General features: G+C 45.3%; 10 protein-coding genes. All 10 read left to right on the forward strand.

The genetic code is table 11. The features are described 5' to 3' along the window. Positions 1-568 (forward strand): glycoside hydrolase family 95-like protein (locus tag N2K84_RS10080; protein WP_345894135.1); only part of this gene is annotated, 568 nt, incomplete at its 5' end. A 703-nt stretch (positions 569-1,271) separates the two neighbouring features. Continuing rightward, entirely contained in the window at positions 1,272-2,519 is a 1,248-nt protein-coding gene (locus N2K84_RS10085; RefSeq protein ID WP_282591682.1) for an ATP-binding protein, read from the forward strand. 406 nt (positions 2,520-2,925) lie between these two features. After that, on the forward strand, positions 2,926-3,549 hold the full coding sequence (locus N2K84_RS10090; RefSeq protein WP_282591683.1) for an RNA polymerase sigma factor: 624 nt from the start codon (positions 2,926-2,928) through the stop codon (positions 3,547-3,549). A gap of 89 nt (positions 3,550-3,638) precedes the next feature. Then, positions 3,639-4,640: a FecR family protein gene (locus tag N2K84_RS10095; protein WP_282591684.1), complete on the forward strand. Its 1,002-nt coding sequence runs from the start codon at positions 3,639-3,641 to the stop codon at positions 4,638-4,640. 238 nt (positions 4,641-4,878) lie between these two features. Then, a complete protein-coding gene (locus N2K84_RS10100) occupies positions 4,879-8,067 on the forward strand; it encodes a TonB-dependent receptor (protein ID WP_282591685.1) in 3,189 nt (1,062 codons plus the stop codon). Between the two features lie 18 nt (positions 8,068-8,085). Next, a complete protein-coding gene (locus tag N2K84_RS10105; protein WP_282591686.1) occupies positions 8,086-9,561 on the forward strand; it encodes a RagB/SusD family nutrient uptake outer membrane protein in 1,476 nt (491 codons plus the stop codon). Positions 9,562-9,613: 52 nt separating this feature from the next. Then, positions 9,614-11,131 carry a SusE domain-containing protein gene (locus N2K84_RS10110; protein WP_282591687.1) on the forward strand — a complete coding sequence of 506 codons (1,518 nt, stop codon included), beginning with the start codon at positions 9,614-9,616 and terminating at the stop codon, positions 11,129-11,131. A gap of 89 nt (positions 11,132-11,220) precedes the next feature. After that, entirely contained in the window at positions 11,221-13,023 is a 1,803-nt protein-coding gene (locus tag N2K84_RS10115) for an endo-dextranase (RefSeq protein WP_282591688.1), read from the forward strand. A gap of 86 nt (positions 13,024-13,109) precedes the next feature. After that, complete coding sequence (locus N2K84_RS10120) at positions 13,110-15,611, forward strand: glycoside hydrolase family 31 protein (protein WP_282591689.1); 2,502 nt, start codon at positions 13,110-13,112, stop codon at positions 15,609-15,611. Between the two features lie 11 nt (positions 15,612-15,622). Then, complete coding sequence (locus tag N2K84_RS10125) at positions 15,623-18,286, forward strand: alpha-L-rhamnosidase-related protein (protein ID WP_282591690.1); 2,664 nt, start codon at positions 15,623-15,625, stop codon at positions 18,284-18,286. Positions 18,287-18,326: the final 40 nt, after the last annotated feature.

The following is an 18,326-nucleotide window of genomic DNA, read 5'->3' on the forward strand; positions in this document are numbered from 1 at the left end:
GGTGAATTTTTGGGCCCGCCTGCTCGATGGGAATCATGCCATGAAACTGATCAAAGATCAACTGACGCTGGTTGATCCGGTGAATGGCGGAAGAAGCGGGGGAACCTATCCCAACTTTTTCGATGCGCACCCGCCATTTCAAATTGACGGGAACTTTGGCTGCACGGCCGGCATTGCCGAAATGCTGATGCAAAGCCACGATGGTGCCATTCATTTGCTACCGGCCTTGCCCGATGAATGGAAAGATGGTGAAATAACCGGACTTCGGGCTCCTGGTGGTTTCGAGCTGAGTTTCACATGGAAAAATGGAGAAGTTCAAAAAATTGAGATTAAATCAACTTTAGGTGGAAATTGTCGTATTCGAGTTCCTAACGAAGTGGTTCAGGCAGCAGGAAATGGCTTGGTAGCAGCAACAGGAATCAATCCCAATCCGTTTTACGAGACAGCACAAGTTAAAAGGCCGCTAATTTCAGAAGCAGCCCAGCTGAATACCTTGGATCTCAAACAAACGAAGGTATACGATTTGCCAACCGAGGTAGGCAAAACGTATTCCATCGTGATTAAATAATGGATTCTGAAATATTAATGTCCGGTAAAAATAATTAGCCGGGCCACTCCTTTTTCAGACTCACCCGGTATGGTTACTTTTGAGTTACCACACAAAAAAGAGAGCCGTGGGTAAAAGTGTAAATTTTTGCGGATAGCTGATCTTTAGTCAGCTGTGAAAGTTCATTGACAAGAGTACGATTTAAAAGATAGCAGAAAATCTAGAGAAGAGCTATATGGAAGTTTACCGCCTACGATCATCTTTTGGTGATGCTTTTTATTGGCTATTATGGTTGTCTTACATAGGCGTGTGCCGTTTTACTCTTTTTCTATGGTGGGCAGCTGGTTAAGCGATTCAGCCTTAAAACGACTGTATATTATGGATCCATCCACCGTCTCCTTGTTTAAGAATATTTTGAAAGGGGGTGGACTCAATCCTAAAAATGGCCGGAAGAAAGGTGAATAAAGGCGCATGTCATCATCAAAGCCAGTGAGAATGTTCCCTGTTTAGGGTGGTACAGCGAAGCGTCAAAGCAAGACCATCTGTTGCTGAAAGATGTCCTGGGCCTGCCATTTATGTTGTTTTAAGCTTTCGATGCCATATAGCTTTATTTTATATTGGGCTGTTTTTGAGGAGGAAGGTCACTTTTGTTTTCATGTAAATCCGCTATCAGTATATTTATGGGAGGCAGACAACTTTTTTATATCTATTTTGTTTTTTATAAATGACAAAATATAGTATATTTGATTGTTTGTCACTTATAAATACAATGAAGCTATATATTACAAGAGAGATCTATAAGAAGCGGATTGACCGCTACATCGGTAAGGAGCTTATCAAAGTGCTTATCGGCCAGCGGAGGGTTGGGAAGAGTTATTTGCTATTCCAAGCAATGGACAGTATTCGTGAGCGGTTCCAAAATCCAAACATTATTTATATCAATCTTGAATTGAATGAGTATGAAAAACTCAATACATCGACGGCCCTTTATGACTACGTGAAATCAAAGTCAATTGATGGAGGGCTCAATTTCCTCATGATAGATGAGATTCAGGTAGTTCCTGAATTCGAGAAGGCACTGAGAAGTCTTTTGGCAGAAGGGGGCTTTGATATCTATTGCACAGGAAGCAATGCCAATATTTTGTCAGGAGAACTGGGTACATTTCTGGGAGGGAGATATGTTGAAATCCCTGTTCATACCTTGAACTATCCTGAGTTTTTAGTTTTTCATAGACTCGAAAATACAGTGGACAGTTTAAACCAATATCTGAAATATGGCGGACTTCCATACCTGATTCACTTGGATCTTACTGACGAGACGGTTTTTGACTACTTAAAGAATATAAGTCAATCGATTCTTTTTAGGGATGTTGTTTCCCGTTTTGAGGTTCGCAATGTCGATTTTCTGAATCGTTTAATCAGGTACTTGGCGAATGAAACTGGAAACTTAATATCGGCCAGAGGGATTAGTAAATTCTTGAAGTCGCAAAATGTGTCTATTTCAATCAACGCAATTTTGAATTATCTGAATTACCTGACAACTGCGATGTTGATAGCGGGCGTGCAGCGCTCGGATATTCAGGGGAAGAAAGTTTTTGAGGTGGGCGAGAAGTATTATTTCAACGATATTGGTTTGCGAAATTCGATTGCCGGCTTTTCTCCCTTTGACTTGGGACAGATCATCGAAAATGCAGTTTATCTTCATTTGAGAACAATTGGTTACGATGTTTTGGTCGGCAAGCAACAAGAAAAAGAAATTGATTTTATTGCAGAGCGGAAAGGGGAAAAGGTGTACATTCAGGTCGCTCTGAGAATCACAGAGAAGCAAACCATGGATCGGGAATTCGGGAACTTGCTTGCGATAAAAGATAATTATCCGAAATACGTTGTTACGTTGGACGAATACTCCGGAAGTAGCTTCGAGGGGATAAAGCACATCCCGTTGAGGCAGTTTTTAACCGAATTTGTATAGGGGGTATTGGCTGTTTTTGAGAAAAAATAGAAGCATTTAGCAAAATTTGGAGGATATCGCTAAATTTGCAGAGTGTATTGCTAATCAAATTATTGCAAAATATATGGTTATGAGTAATACCATGAGTTCTGATAGAGAACATTGAATTAAAGTGTTGTTATTGAGATGTTTGCTGGATATGGTTCGAATCCGGTACAGCCCACGAAGGCTATACTTCAAAATGAATCAAAATCCAGTAAATCAAATGATTACTGGATTTTTTGTTTCTTCCGGTACCGCAATAATCGAATCAAGTGACGGAAGAATCTAAAATATCTATGAAGAAGGAGGATCAGTCTTGATGTTTTTTGATTCTTATTTTGGAAAAAATACTCCGTAACTTTTGATTTCTATCATGAGCGAAAAAATGAATAGCTTTGTTGCCAATCGCGGCTTCAGGCTTATCATGCAAAAGAATTTCGATTTTGAAATATGGCAAAGGTTTAGGAGAGGGGATGAAAAGGCTTTCTCGTATATCTTCGATACCTATCATCTGCAGTTGTTTGAATATGGACGGCGGTTTACTTTAGATGAAGACCTTGTTCGCGATAGTATCCAGGATTTGTTCTTTGAGCTGGCCAGTAAAAAAGATAAGCTTTCACCCACTGATAATATTTTGTTTTACCTGCTTAAATCGCTCCGGATTCGAATTTTCGGGAACTTGCGAAAAAATAAAAACCACAGCATTGAGGTGAAAACTGAGCTTACTGACGAATTCTTTTTGAGTTATGTAACTGATTCGGATGAATTGGAAAAAGAGTTCAGGCTGGATTTGCTGGCTGAAGCCGTGAACGAATTACCGGCTCGTTTAAAGGAAACCATCTATTTAAAGTTCTACAAAAATCTTTCGAATGCTGAAGTGGCTGGAGTTATGCAAGTTAACTACCAGTCGGTTGCAAACAATATTCAAAAGGCCATCCATAAGTTGAAGTCCATTCTTCAATCCGATTCGGATTCCATTATCCTGTTTTTTCAAAGATATCTTCGTTAATTCCTCCAAATATGCTGCGCAGCATATTTTGGCGCAGGGTATATTTCTTCCTTTCCTGCTTTTGATGATAGAAAGCAATATTCCCGACAATGAAAAAAACAACTCCAGATTACTTGTTTGATCCGAAATTCAAGGACCGGATTTCAAAGGACTCCTTATCCGGGCTGAAATCGGGGAATCAAGAACCACAAAGAAAACTGGCCTGGCTTATTGGCTATGTATTAAAGTTAAAGCGGAATGAATTTCAGTTGGATTCCAGGCTTGATTTTGAAGATATTCGCGAACAATCACTTGAATTGTTCCGCGAAAATAAAACGGGTGCATTCCGCATCATGAACATCAGAAAGGTTGCTGTTGCTGCATCCATTTTAATCTTGGTTGGACTCGGAGGGTACATGATTGGTAAATCCGGCATAACAGCGGTTTCGGAACAACAAGCTCAGGTTATCGAATTCAATACCCCTAAAGGGCAGCAATCGGAGTTGACCTTGCCCGACGGAACGTTTGTTGCCCTGAATTACGATTCCAAACTGAAATATCATCTTGGCAACAACAAAAGTTTGCTGGAAGTTGAACTGGAAGGAGAAGCATTTTTTCAGGTCACGAAAAATAAATCACGCACATTCAGGGTAATTACACGCGATATGAGTGTGAACGTTCTGGGTACCCAGTTTGATGTACGCGCTTATGCCAACGATTTACATACCGAAACAACATTGTTGGAGGGAAGTATTGAAATTAAAGATATTCCGGACCAGGAAAAATCTGTTTTGCTGAAGCCTGGACAAAAGTGGCTTTATAACCGGAATGACCATCAGCAACAACTTGTTTCGGTTGATCCGCAACTTTCTACATTATGGCGCAACGGTGAATACTACTTCGAAAAGGTCCGGTTGGGAGAATTGGCCAAAACACTGGAGCGTATGTACAATGTAAGCATCCATTTCCAGGATTCCGGACTTGAGGATGAAATGTATTCCGGCAGTGTGTATCAAAGCGACGAAATCGGGAAGTTGTTTGAGATCATTGGCTTGACTATTCCAATTCACGTGCGGACGGATGGCCGGGATATTTGGCTGGCAAATAAATAAGATAAAAAAACCCGGGAAATGTTTGCAGCATCGCCCGGGAATAATCAATTAACGAATAGTTGACGCTATTCATTAGTAATTAATTAAGCTGTACAAATTTATGAAAAAAATGGTGAAATGTTGTGCCCTTCCCCGGAACGGCATAAGTAAACTGTGGCGAATTATGCGACTAACTTTCTTCATTTTCCTGATTAGCTTGATAAACGTATCAGGGAGTGTGTATTCTCAAGGGAATAAGATGAGCTTAAAGTACTTTAATGTGACTTTGAAGGAGGCTTTTGGGGCTATTGAGGAAAACTCGAACTACGTTTTCTTTTACAATGCTCAGCAAATCAAACTGGATGAAAAGGTCAGTCTGAATGTTGAAAACAAAAGTATTGAAGAAATTCTGGATGGATTGTTTCAGGATAAACCGATAACTTATAAAGTGATTGACCGCCGGATTGTGCTTTATCCGAAAAGTGAAGATGCCAGCCCCGGCATCATGCAGCAATCGTTACCGGTAAAGGGGAAAGTAACCAGCCGCAGCGGCGAGCCGGTCCCGGGAGTCACCGTGTTGGTGAAAGGGACCATGACAGGTACGGTTACCGACTTCGATGGTAACTATCAGTTCACTGACATCCCGGGAAATGCCATTCTGGTTTTCTCTTTTGTGGGATTGAAAACCGAGGAAATTGAAGTAGCCGGAAGGAGTACAATCAACGTGGTATTGCAAGAAGATGCTATTGGGCTCGAAGAAGTGGTTGCTATTGGTTATGGCACCCAACGCAAGAAAGATTTAACAGGCTCGGTTTCATCCATTAGCACCGAAGATATGAAATCCCTGCCCATGCCAAGCATTGGCGATGCCATGCAGGGCAAAGCGGCTGGTGTGCAGATTATTTCGAACGGAACACCCGGGAGTGACCCTACTTTTCGTATTCGCGGGGTAGGAACCATCAACAATAACAACCCACTCATGGTCATTGATGGTGTTCCAACCGAAGGTGGATTAAACCAACTCAATATGGATGACGTTGAATCCATCCAGATTCTGAAGGACGCTTCGGCTACGGCCATCTACGGATCAAGAGGAGCTAATGGAGTCGTGATCATTACTACAAAAAGTGGCGAAAAAGGGCAAGGTACAATCAATTTCAATGCATATTACGGTGTACAGGAAGCCACAAGCATGGTTGATATGTTGAATGCTTCGCAATTTGCCGCATTGCATAACGAGATGATGGAAAACGCAGGATTGGTCAAAAACCCGGCCTTTGGCGATCCGGCATCACTGGGAGTAGGAACCGATTGGGCTGGTGCGTTATTTAGTACAGCTCCCATTCAGAATTATTCCTTGTCGTACTCCGGCGGAAACGAAAAAACCACCTACTATGTTTCCGGCAATTATTTCGACCAGGAAGGCATCGTGCTCAATACCGGTTTTAAACGGTACACGCTCAAGTTCAATTCAGAAACTCAGCTGTTTGACAAGGTGAAATTTGGCAACATGATTTCACTGAACCACGATGACAAGTACAGTGGCTCCTTCAGCATCCTGGATGCCCTGCGTGCCTTGCCAACGCAACCAATCTATAATCAGGATGGAACTTACTCCGGCCCCGAAGGAATTCCGGCCTGGTCGGGCGACATTGCCAATCCCATTGGTAAAGCCACCATCAATGAAAACACTACCTTGGGGTACAATCTTTTAGGTAGCTTTTTTGGAGAAATTGAACTGATGAAAGGATTGAAGTTCAGGTCGCAGGCGGGCCTGAAAGCCAACTTCTGGCAAAGCCGAAACTGGGCGCCCAAATACGATTTTAAACCCAGTCCGCAGGAACAATCCTACCTGGGCGAAGCATCCAATAAATCCATCACCTGGAACTGGGATAATACGTTGACTTACAATACAACCATCAACGAAAAGCATCGACTGACCATTTTGGCAGGTACCAGTGCCCAGGAAAATAAGTTCGAGTACATTAGCGGATCAATTCAGGAATTTGCCAGCGATCTCACTCAGCAACTGGATAATGGACTGAGCCAGAAAAATATCAACGGAAACGGAAGTTCGTGGTCGTTGCTATCGTACATGGGACGTGTTAATTATACTTTTGCCGACAAATATTTGGTGACTGCAACCGTGCGTCGCGATGGTTCTTCCCGATTTGGAGCCAACAACAAATGGGGGATTTTTCCATCTGGTTCACTGGCCTGGCGAATTTCGGAGGAAAATTTTATGCAGTTGGCCGGGTTTATCGATGACCTGAAACTGCGCGCCGGCTATGGGGTAACCGGTAACCAGGAAATCGGAAATTACTCGTTTGCCTCAGCTCTGAGCACGATCAAATACAATTTCAACAACAACCTGGTCAATGCGGTGGTGCCGATTGTGATGCCGAACCCAAATGTGCAGTGGGAGTCGCAAAAGCAAGCCAACATTGGTTTTGATGCCACCCTGTTCGATCAGCGAATGAACCTGACGGTTGATGTTTATCAGAAAAATACGGAAGATATGCTTGTGCCAATGGCTGTGCCAATTACCAGTGGTTATTCCGATGTTGTTGTGCCATTCATCAATGCGGGAGAAGTCGTGAATAAGGGGATTGAACTTAGTGTTAATTCACATAACCTAACCGGGGATTTGACCTGGGATACCGATTTCAACATTTCATTCAACAAGAATGAGGTAAAAAGCCTGAACGACACCATTCCGCTGGCGCGTGGCAGTGTTGGTTTTAACCAGCAAGTTGCACGGATTGAAGCTGGTAAGGCAATGGATGCATTCTACGGGTTTGTTACCGATGGTATTTTCCAAACACAGGCGGAGGTTGATGCGCATGCCCTGCAAGTTCCCGGAGATGATATATACTCCAGAACCTCGCCCGGCGACATTCGCTTTAAGGATTTGAACAGCGACGGGATCATTGATGATGATGACCGTACCTATATCGGGAATCCAAATCCGGACTTCATTTTTGCCTTAAATAACCGGTTTGCGTATAAGGGATTTGATCTGAATATTTTTCTACAGGGAGTTTACGGAAATGATATCTACAACGCGAATCGGATTTGGAGCGAGGGAATGGCTGTCGCGCAAAATCAGAGTAGGGCAACGGTTAATCGCTGGACGGGAGTAGGAACCAGTAATGCAATGCCGCGGGCTGTTTTTAATGACCCAAACAAGAATATCCGGCCTTCTGACCGGTTTCTGGAAGACGGAACTTATTTGCGGGTGAAGAATGTAACCCTGGGCTACACCTTCAAAAACATGCTGGTAAAGCGATTGCACATGAAATCAGCCCGGTTGTACGTTTCAGGAGCTAACCTATTGACGTTGACCAATTACAGCGGTTTTGATCCGGAGGTTTCCCCTAATGGGATTGACCTCAATACCTATCCGTTGACCCGAACAGTCAGTATTGGTGCGAATATCAGTTTCTAACCCATTAAACTTTTAAAAATGAGAATTCTAAAATATATACCAATCATCCTGTTGATCGTCACAGCAGCATCCTGCAGCGAGGATTTTTTGGACAAATCGCCATTGGACACGATCAATACCGAAAACTTTTATCAAACTGAAGAAGATGCGATTGTTGCCATCAATGGCGCTTATCAGCCCCTGCAGTGGCCAAAACTATACAACATGCGCATGTGGACATCCGACATCATGGCCGGAAACAGCATCGTGGGAGCCGGTGGTGGTGATGACGGGCGTGAAACCCAAGACATGTCGAATTTTGTAACGGCAACCGATAACCCCGGTGTTCTTGACTTATTCCGCGGGCCTTCTCCCGGCATCTTGCGAAGCAATGTAATTCTGCAAAAAGTTCCTGAAATGGACATTGACGAGCAGGTGAAGAACCAGGTTTTGGGTGAAGCTCATTTTCTGAGGGGATTGTACTATTTCATTTTGGTTCGCTATTTCGGCGATGTTCCTTTAATTACTGAACCGCAGGAACCGGGTGATGATCTTCGTTTGGAAAGAACACCAAAAGCAGAAGTTTATGAGCTTATTATAAATGATTTGACTGCCGCTATGGAAATGCTGCCGCTTAAATCAGCCTATTCATCCAACGACTTGGGGAGGGCCACTAAAGGAGCTGCTACCGGGCTGTTGGCTAAAGTGTATTTAACGCTTGGAGACTGGGAACAGGTGGTGAGCCTGGCCAGCCAGGTCGAGGCTTTGGGCTACAGTCTGAACCTAAATTATGCCGATAATTTTGACGTGAATAACGAAAACTCGGTTGAGTCTTTGTTTGAGGTTCAGTATGTTGGCGATGCAGGAGAAGATTTCTGGGGCAATGAAAATCAGGCTTCCTGGTTAAGTACATTTCAGGGGCCGCGTAACTCGGGAATGGTTGCCGGCGGATGGGGATGGAACCAGCCTACCCAGGAGTTTGTCGATTCATACGAGACGGGAGACTTGCGCAAGGATGCTACGATCTTTTATGAGGGCTGCCCGGCTTTTGATGGTATGGAATACGATCCGGCCTACTCTTCAACCGGATATAATGTCCGTAAATTCTTGGTCACCAAAGCTGTTTCACCGACCTACGACAACAGTCCAAAAAACTTTCCTGTCCTGCGATTTGCCGACGTATTGCTTATGAAAGCAGAAGCGTTAAACAACCTGGGACGCACAGACGAATCCGAATCTCCTTTAAACAGGGTTCGCACCCGTGCCGGACTAGTTGCAGTTTCGGATCTTTCGCAGGCCGAAATGAAAGAAGTGATTTTGCACGAACGCCGGATGGAGCTTGCCTTTGAAGGCCAGCGCTGGTTCGACCTGATACGGGTAGATAACGGCCAGTGGGGACTGGACTTCCTGCATTCCATCGGAAAATTGAATGCTACGGAGAAGCACCTGCTCTTCCCGATTCCTCTGAAAGAGATTGAATCGAATCCAAACCTGACTCAAAATCCAGGCTATTAATGGCTTGAAGTGATTAAAAAGATAAATAATCACCATGATTAAATCGAATAAAATGAAAAATAAGAAATATAAAATCCAACCTGTCCGGAACATACTGAGCTCCGGAAGCCAATTTTTGCTGGGTGCATTGCTGCTGTGTGCAGGCTTTTTTCTGAATTCCTGTCAAAAAGAGGAAGAAATCGTCATCTCAATGGGCGAACCGATCGCGCTAAGTGTGTCGGACAGCATTTTAGTATTGTCTCAAAAGCAAGCGGAAAGTAACGCTCTGAATATTAACTGGACTCGCGGAACGAATCGTGGCACAGGAAGCTCCATGGCGTATACCCTTGAAATTGACAAAGCTGGCAATAACTTTTCATCAGCAAAAAGCTACGCTATGGGGAAAGGTGTTTTTGAAAAGAGCTTCACCGTTCGAAGTTTGAATCAACTGGTTCGCGAAGAATGGGCCATTGCTGACGGTGTCACAAGTAGTTTTGAAGCCCGGGTATTTGCCGACATTACCATGGAAGGAGTTGATGATGATACTACGGAAGTGAAAACCTTCTCGGTCACGCCATATAAACCGGTATCCGAAGTGCTCTACGTGGTAGGTGATGCAACACCCGCCGGATGGAACATTGCCGGCGCAACCCAGCTGACAGCGCTCTCTTCAACTCCCTGGGTATTTATTTACCAGGGGCAATTGTCATCGGGTAACTTCAAATTTGCGGTCAGCCAGGAGGATTGCTGGTGCCAGGATTTTTACACCAAAGATCCCGACAGCGAAGGAACGATTGTCTACAATGAAGGGGGTAGCGGCGATGATATTCAATGGAACCTGGAAGAAGGAGGAAACTATAAACTTACCGTCAATCTTCTTGACCTGACTATTCAAATTGACAAACTGGAGGGTGCCGCTTATTCCAACCTGTACATTGTGGGCGACGCCTCGCCAAGTGGTTGGAATATTGGAGACCCCGAAGCCTTCACCAAAAACCCGGATGATCCGTTCATTTTCACGTATGAAGCTCATTTGACACCAGGTGACTTTAAAATCTCAACCTTTGCCGGCGACTGGTGCGATGGTGACTGGCTCAATCCATCTCAGGCTGATCAAGTATTGACAGCGACTGATTTTATTGTTACCACCGGATGCGACGGACCAGATAATAAGTGGCGGGTAACTGCAGAAACAGCGGGACGTTACAAGATTACGGTGAACCTGTTCAACAGCACCATCAAAATTGTGCCGGTTAACCTGTATCTGGTTGGTGATGGAGGACCTAATGGGTGGAATATCAACAATCCGGAACCCTTGGCATTTGCTGACGGTGTGTACACCTTTACCGGTGAACTGGGTGCGGATAACCCAACCGGAGAATTTAAAATCGCCAAATTCAAAGGCGACTGGTGCGATGGTGACTGGATTAACCCTGCCAGCCCCAATCAGTCTCTTACTAATTCCAGTTTTATTGTTACCAAGGGCTGTGATGGACCTGACAATAAGTGGAAGCTACAGGACGGTGATGCCGGAACCTACGTCATAACCATTAACCTGGATACGGAAGAGATGACGATAACAAAACAATAGTTTGAGAAGCTACGGTTGCCTCTATAGCGCATTGCAACAGTGTTTGCATACCGGGGCAACCGCAGCTTTCAAAAAAATATAATAGATCGATGAGGAAAAGGCAGATGAAGCAGTTGAAGACACTATTTTTAAGTTTGATATTAACCGGTGTGTTTATCGGTTGTGGTCAATCAGATGACGGCATTGTTCCGGATCCGGATCCGGAAATTCCGGCTAATCCGGTCACCCCCGGCTTTCTGAGTTTGTCCATTGAAACCGATATGGCAGCATACAATCCCGGAGATGAAGTGACTTTTGCCATGGACAACTCCTCCCTGCCCTCAGGGGCCAGGGTAAGATACAAACACCTGGATGCAGTGATTGAAGAAGCTGCTGTTTCAGGCGCTACCTGGAAGTGGCAGACACCGTCAACCGATTTCCGCGGCTATATCGCCGAAGTTTACACGCAAACCAATGACACGGAAACCATTTATGCCACGATTGGCGTAGATGTGTCTTCAGACTGGACCAAATTTCCACGATACGGATTCCTGTCTAAATTTCATCAGCTAAGCGACGCGGAGATTGAGGAAGTGATTGGCAGCCTGAACCGCTATCATATCAACGGACTCCAGTTTTACGACTGGCACAACAAACATCACCAGCCATTGCCGGTTATCGATGGTGCACCGGCAGCCAGCTGGAAGGACATCATTAACCGCGATATTTATTTCAGCACCGTTGAAAAATACATTGCCCGGGCGCATAGCAGGAATATGAAAGCCATGCACTACAACCTGATTTACGGGGCATGGAAAAACGCTGAAGCCGACGGCACAAAAAAAGAGTGGTATGTATATACCGACAATACACACACCAATCGTGATTTTCATCCGCTTCCAACACCTCCGTTTCTGAGCAACATCTTTTTGCTCGATCCGTCGAACAGTGAATGGCAGCAGTACCTGGCCAGTGAGAATCAGAAAGTTTATGAGCACCTGAATTTTGATGGTTTCCATATGGACCAGTTGGGTGATCGCGGAAATCGCTACACCTATGACGGCAATTCGCTGAATTTGGCACAGACTTATCAGCCTTTTATTGAAGCCATGAGAACAGCCAATCCGGATAAGGAAATTGTGCTGAATGCGGTCAATCAATATGGCCAGCAAGGGATTGCACAATCCTCCTCCGATTTCCTGTATACCGAAGTTTGGTCGCCAAATGATAGTTATAACGATTTGGCGAACATTATACAGGTGAATAATGCCTACAGCAACAACTCTAAAAACACCGTACTGGCGGCTTATATGAATTATGAGTTGGCCGACAATCAAGGCTATTTTAATACTCCGGCGGTGTTGATGACCAATGCCGTTATTTTTGCTTTCGGTGGCGCCCACCTCGAATTGGGAGAGCACATGCTGGGGAAGGAGTATTTTCCAAATTCGAACCTGGCTATGAAGTCGGATCTGCAAAAAGCACTCCCTGCCTACTACGACTTTATGGTAGCCTACCAAAACCTGCTACGCGACGGTGGCTCATTTAACGTGGTTTCAGTGAGTTCTATGGATGGGAAACTGCCGTTGGCCAACTGGCCTGCAAGTAAGGGGAGCATCGCGACGGTATGCCGGAAAGTCGACGACAAGCAAGTGGTTCATTTCATCAACTTCAAAGATTCGAAAACATCCAACTGGCGAGACAACCAGGGAATTCAGGCAATTCCAGCCTTGGTGAAAGATGCACAGATAAGCCTGACCAGCGCTGGAACGGTGAAAAAGATCTGGACTGCTTCGCCGGATATGATTGGAGGAGCATCGCGTTCGCTAAACTTTGATCAAAGCGGGAACCAAGTCGCATTTACCTTGCCCGAGCTCAAATACTGGAGCATGGTCGTCGTCGAATATGAATAGCTGATTTCATCCCGGAAATTTTAATTACGGAAGGCATTTTTTGTCTTTCCGGGACTTTTTTGTTTTAATTTTTAACTTAAACCATCATGAAACCATTGATTCGATTTCAATATTTACTAACTCTTTTTTTGCTTGCAACGGTTGCCAGTGCACAGGACTTTGAAAAAGCAGGCAGTTGTTTTTCTTATGAAACACACGGAAACAAGGTCGTCTTCACCTGTGAAAACAATGTTCAGGTTGAGGTGGAACAGATCACTTCCGGTATTCTGAAAATCTGGTACGATCAGGATCATTTTCAGCGGAACAACGAATCCTTTGCCGTTATTAAAGCCGGTGACAGCAATCAAAAGATCAATCTTTCGGAACAACCTGCCAGTTACGAAATTTACACCGGCGAGCTCATTGTGCGGATCCAAAAGTCACCTTTCCAAATACGCATCTTCGATAAATGGCAAAAGCTGCTGATGGAAGATTACCAGGATCGTGGTTTTGTAGCCGATTCAGCTAAAATGACCAGTTACAAAACCTTCAAACCCGGGGAGCGGATTTACGGCTTGGGCGAGAAAAATGGCTCCATCAACCGCGTGGGTAGCCGGTTCCGTATGTGGAACAGCGAAAAACCTTGCTACCAAGCCAACGAAGACCCGTTGTACAAAAGCATTCCATTTTTTATGAGTAGCGAGGGCTACGGTATTTTCTTCGATAACACGTACAAGACGGAATACGATTTTGGAGTGGAGTCAGACCAGTACTACTCCTTTTCAGCCCCCGGTGGGGAAATGATGTATTACTTCATTTACGGACCAACGTTGAAGCAACAAATCAGTCGTTACACCGAGCTCACCGGCAGGCCCATCATGCCGCCAAGCTGGGCGTTTGGCTTTGCGCAGTGTCGCGGACTGCTGACCAACGAAACGCTTAGCCGTGAGATTGCGGCGGGTTACCGTCAAAGGCGGATTCCCTGCGACATCATCTACCAGGATATTGGCTGGACACAACATTTGCAGGATTTTGAATGGCGCGATGGGCGGTACGACGATCCTGAAAATATGCTGGCGGATCTTGAAGCGGACGGATTTAAGGTGATTGTTTCTCAGGATCCGGTTATTTCGCAGGCCAATAAAAAACAATGGCAGGAAGCGGATTCGTTGGGGTATTTTACCACCGATGTGCGTACTGGTAAATCGTACGATATGCCTTGGCCGTGGGGCGGAAATTGTGGCGTGGTGGACTTTACAAATCCTGAAGTGGCCGACTGGTGGGGTGCGTATCAGCAGAAAGCGCTTGATGCCGGAGTGCGTGGTTTTTGGACCGATATGGGCGAGCCTGCCTGGAGCAACGAAGAAAGCACCGATCGGTTGTTTCAGCAGCACCACCTGGGCATGCATGATGAAATTCACAACGTTTATGGGCATACCTGGGATGAAGTTGTGACTGAACAATTCAACAAACGCAATCCAAACACCCGGGTTTTTCAAATGACCCGCTCCGCTTTTGCAGGTATGCAACGGTTCACTTTTGGCTGGTCGGGCGACGCCGGCAACGGGAATGAGGTTACCGATGGCTGGGACCAGCTGGCGGCTCAGATTCCGCTAATGATGTCATCGGGCATGGGGCTGATTCCATTCTGGAGCTGCGATATCAGCGGCTATTGCGGCGATATTGACGATTATGATGCCATGAGCGAGTTGTACGTTCGCTGGCTGCAGTTTGGCGCTTTCAACCCGTTGAGCCGGATCCATCACGAGGGTAACAATGCCGTTGAACCCTGGCTGTTTGGCGCTGAGGCCGAGGCGATCAACAAAAAGACCATTGAGATGAAATACCAGCTTTTCCCGTACATTTATTCCTATTCGCGCCAGGCTTATGATACTGGTTGGCCTTTGGCTCGGGCGCTGGTCTTGGAGTATCCCAATGATGAGGAAACGTTCAATCTGAATAGCCAATTCCTTTTTGGCGAAAAGCTTTTGGTGGCCCCAGTCGTTGAAGAAGGCGCTGCAATTAAACGTGTCTATCTGCCCAAGGGAACTTGGTTTGATTTCAATCAGCCACGAGATCGTTATGAAGGAGGGCAGTGGATTGACTACCCTGTCGAGCTCGAAACCATTCCATTGTTTGTCAAACAGGGGTCCATTATTCCGCAGATGCCGGTGATGCAGTTTATAGGAGAAAGACCATCCTATCCACTGCTCCTTGAAGTATTTCCGGCTGGGATCAATAAAAAGGCGTCGTTCGATATTTACGAGGATGACGGCGAGACCAATAATTATAAGTCCGACGTATTTGTGATGCGGAATGTTCGATGTGTGACCAAACGCTCCGGGATGGAGATCAGCTATAAAGAAGTTGCCTCGACAGGGTTTCAAGCACAAAAACGAAATCTGGTCTATCGGATCCACATGAACAAGAAGCCGGCATCGGTCTTGTTAGGCGAGCAAAAGCTGAAAACCTTCAAAATAAAAAAGGACGAAGAAATACTTCCCGAGAACATTGAAAAAGCAGCATGGAGCTGGGATGAAGGGGCGGGGACATGCTTTATCCGGGTTCCGGATAATAGGAGGAATGAGAAAATCACAATTGAAAACTAAAAGAGAAGACCATGAAGAAATATCGGAGACTTGCAGTATTGTTGGTTGCTGGCTTGGTTGCCTGCAACCAGCAACCTGAAGTTCTGTACCAATCGAATGCCTTTACCGTTTATCCTGACAAAGTGGTACAAGGCGATTTTGAAGCCCGGGTGCTTTCGCCGGAGCACATCGTTTCAAACTACCGGAGTACAGCCAGCGAACAATATTCAAGACTAATTACCTTTAAATTCAGTATCAACGAAAAAGACAATGAAAAACCGTCGGGCGAAGATCATTGGTTAATTATTGAAGAAGGGGAGCATGCATCACCGCTTATTCAATTTGGTCAGGATAATGATCCCAACCCGATTGATTCCGGAACGAAACTTCCGGTCAACTACGAATACACTTTTCGGTTGGATCTGCGGCATGTATTGGAACAATTCAATGAAAAGGGCTACTTCGAAGCTTTTGATGGAAGCCGGATCGCAAAAGACGATTTCAAGGCTGTTTACATTGCGGGCGGCGCGGAACCACTGACCTGGGATTTTTCTAACCTGGATGAAAACGGGCTGGCGCTAAAAGACCCGGATGAAGATGGGATTTTTGAGTTGACAGTCACTTTAAACCCATTTGATGAGCAGCAAAATGATGTAAAAGAATGGAAATTATCTGAAGACATTTCCATGAAACCTTCCTACCAATCGGATCAGCCAATTGTCGATGCGCTGTTTAATCTGTCATTGGAAGAGGCGCAGTTAAATATTGAGCCGGACAGCACGCTGCGTACCGGTGCCAAATGGGGCGGAGTATGGACCCGAGACGTGAGCTACAGCACGCTTCTGGCCTTTGCTTATCATGAGCCGGAAGTGGCAAAAATCAGCTTGCTGAAAAAAGTAAAACGCGACCGGATCATCCAAGATACAGGATCGGGTGGGGCTTGGCCCGTTTCGTCCGATCGGACGACCTGGGCTTTGGCTGCCTGGGAAATTTATCAAGTGACTGGCGATCGGCAATGGTTGCATACAGCCTTCAAGGTGATTCGAAATACGCTGGAAGACGATTACAAAACCCTGAGAGATGAGCAAACAGGCTTGTATCGCGGAGAGTCGTCTTTTTTGGATTGGCGCGAGCAGACTTATCCCCGGTGGATGTCGAACGTGGATATTTATATTTCCGAAAACCTTGGAACCAACGTCGTGCATTACCAGGCTCACATTATCTTGGCTAAAATGGCAAAGATTTTGGGTGAGCCAGCCGATCAGTACCTGAGCCGGGCGCAACAAATCAAAGATGGCATCAACAGTTTTTTGTGGATGAAGGACAAAGGTTATTACGGTCAGTATTTGTATGGAAGAACCTACCTGAGCCGGTCGCCCCGGTTCGAAGCCTTGGGCGAAGCACTGGCGATTTTGTTTGATGTGGCGGATGCACAGCAGGCAGAATCGATCGTTGCCAATTCGCCGGTAACCAATTTTGGAACCACGTGCATCTACCCCCACATTCCGGATATCCCGCCGTACCATAACAATGGTATCTGGCCTTTTGTGCAGTCGTACTGGAACCTGGCAGCTGCAAAAGTTGGAAATGAGGAAGCATTGCTGCACGGACTCGCATCCATATACCGGGCCGGTGCTTTGTTTCTGTCAAATTACGAAAACATGGTTGCCGAAACAGGCGACTATGTAGGCACCGAAATCAACTCGCATCGCATGTTATGGAGTATGGCCGGCAACCTGGCCATGGTACACCGCGTGTTTATGGGTATTTCCTTCGAAGAGGGTGGGATGCGCTTCAACCCCGTTATCCCAAAAGCTTATGGGGGAGTGAAAACGCTCAAAAATTTCCGCTACCGTGATGCCGTATTGGATATTTCCGTGACTGGGTATGGGAACGAAGTCGCTTCGGTTTTGTTGGATGGAGAACTACTCGAAAACGCCTTCTTCTCAGCAAATTTAAGCGGAAAGCATTCGATTGACATCGTGATGAAAAATACTGATTTTGGTCCCGGTCAGATCAATTTGGTTTCGAATAAGTTTTCACCGCCCACGCCTCAGGTGAAATTGAAAGATCGGTCAATCAGTTGGAATGAGATTCCTGGTGCAGCTGGCTATCAGATTTATAAAAATGGAGTAATACTGGAGACGATAACTTCCAGTGAATTTCCAATTGAAGGGAATGATTTTGCAGCGTTCACGATCGTTGCAATCGACGCTGAAGGCATAGAATCTTTCGCCAGTGAACCGGTTTTGTTTTCCGAAACACAACAGGAAATGCGGTTGGAGCTGGAGGACTATACCACACGGTCAGATCTGCCCTATTCAAATTACTCAGGAAACGGGTTTATCGAAATCAGTTTGACAAAGAATACGGATCTCAGCATTCCGGTAACCGTTCCCTCAGATGGGAAGTACCTGATTGACCTGCGCTACTCGAACGGCACCGGCCCCTGGAACACCGATAACAATTGCGGCATCCGAAGCTTATACGTGAATCAGGCTTACGAAGGTGTCCTTGTATTTCCGCAACGGGGTGAAAATGAATGGTCTGACTGGGGCTATTCAAACGGCTGTCAGGTGAATCTAAAAAAAGGTAAAAACCAATTAGACATCCGCTTTGAGGATTGGAATACCAATATGGATGGTGAAATCAATGATGCCATGTTGGACTATCTCCGCGTAATCCGGATAGAATAAACCGATTAAAAGCTTTCTCCTGTAGCATCAATGTTTTTTA

It is taken from the genome of Gaoshiqia sediminis, assembly GCF_025907915.1.
GTDB classification, from domain to species: Bacteria; Bacteroidota; Bacteroidia; order Bacteroidales; family Prolixibacteraceae; genus Gaoshiqia; species Gaoshiqia sediminis.

What these genes read in the sequence shown, in the direction of transcription:
- N2K84_RS10105 (WP_282591686.1), top strand. Translation starts at nt 8,086, where the DNA reads ATGAGAATTCTAAAATATATACCAATCATCCTGTTGATCGTCACAGCA.
- N2K84_RS10090 (WP_282591683.1), top strand. Translation starts at nt 2,926, where the DNA reads ATGAATAGCTTTGTTGCCAATCGCGGCTTCAGGCTTATCATGCAAAAG.
- N2K84_RS10110 (WP_282591687.1), top strand. Translation starts at nt 9,614, where the DNA reads ATGAAAAATAAGAAATATAAAATCCAACCTGTCCGGAACATACTGAGC.
- N2K84_RS10125 (WP_282591690.1), top strand. Translation starts at nt 15,623, where the DNA reads ATGAAGAAATATCGGAGACTTGCAGTATTGTTGGTTGCTGGCTTGGTT.
- N2K84_RS10085 (WP_282591682.1), top strand. Translation starts at nt 1,272, where the DNA reads ATGACAAAATATAGTATATTTGATTGTTTGTCACTTATAAATACAATG.
- N2K84_RS10095 (WP_282591684.1), top strand. Translation starts at nt 3,639, where the DNA reads ATGAAAAAAACAACTCCAGATTACTTGTTTGATCCGAAATTCAAGGAC.
- N2K84_RS10115 (WP_282591688.1), top strand. Translation starts at nt 11,221, where the DNA reads ATGAGGAAAAGGCAGATGAAGCAGTTGAAGACACTATTTTTAAGTTTG.
- N2K84_RS10100 (WP_282591685.1), top strand. Translation starts at nt 4,879, where the DNA reads ATGAGCTTAAAGTACTTTAATGTGACTTTGAAGGAGGCTTTTGGGGCT.
- N2K84_RS10120 (WP_282591689.1), top strand. Translation starts at nt 13,110, where the DNA reads ATGAAACCATTGATTCGATTTCAATATTTACTAACTCTTTTTTTGCTT.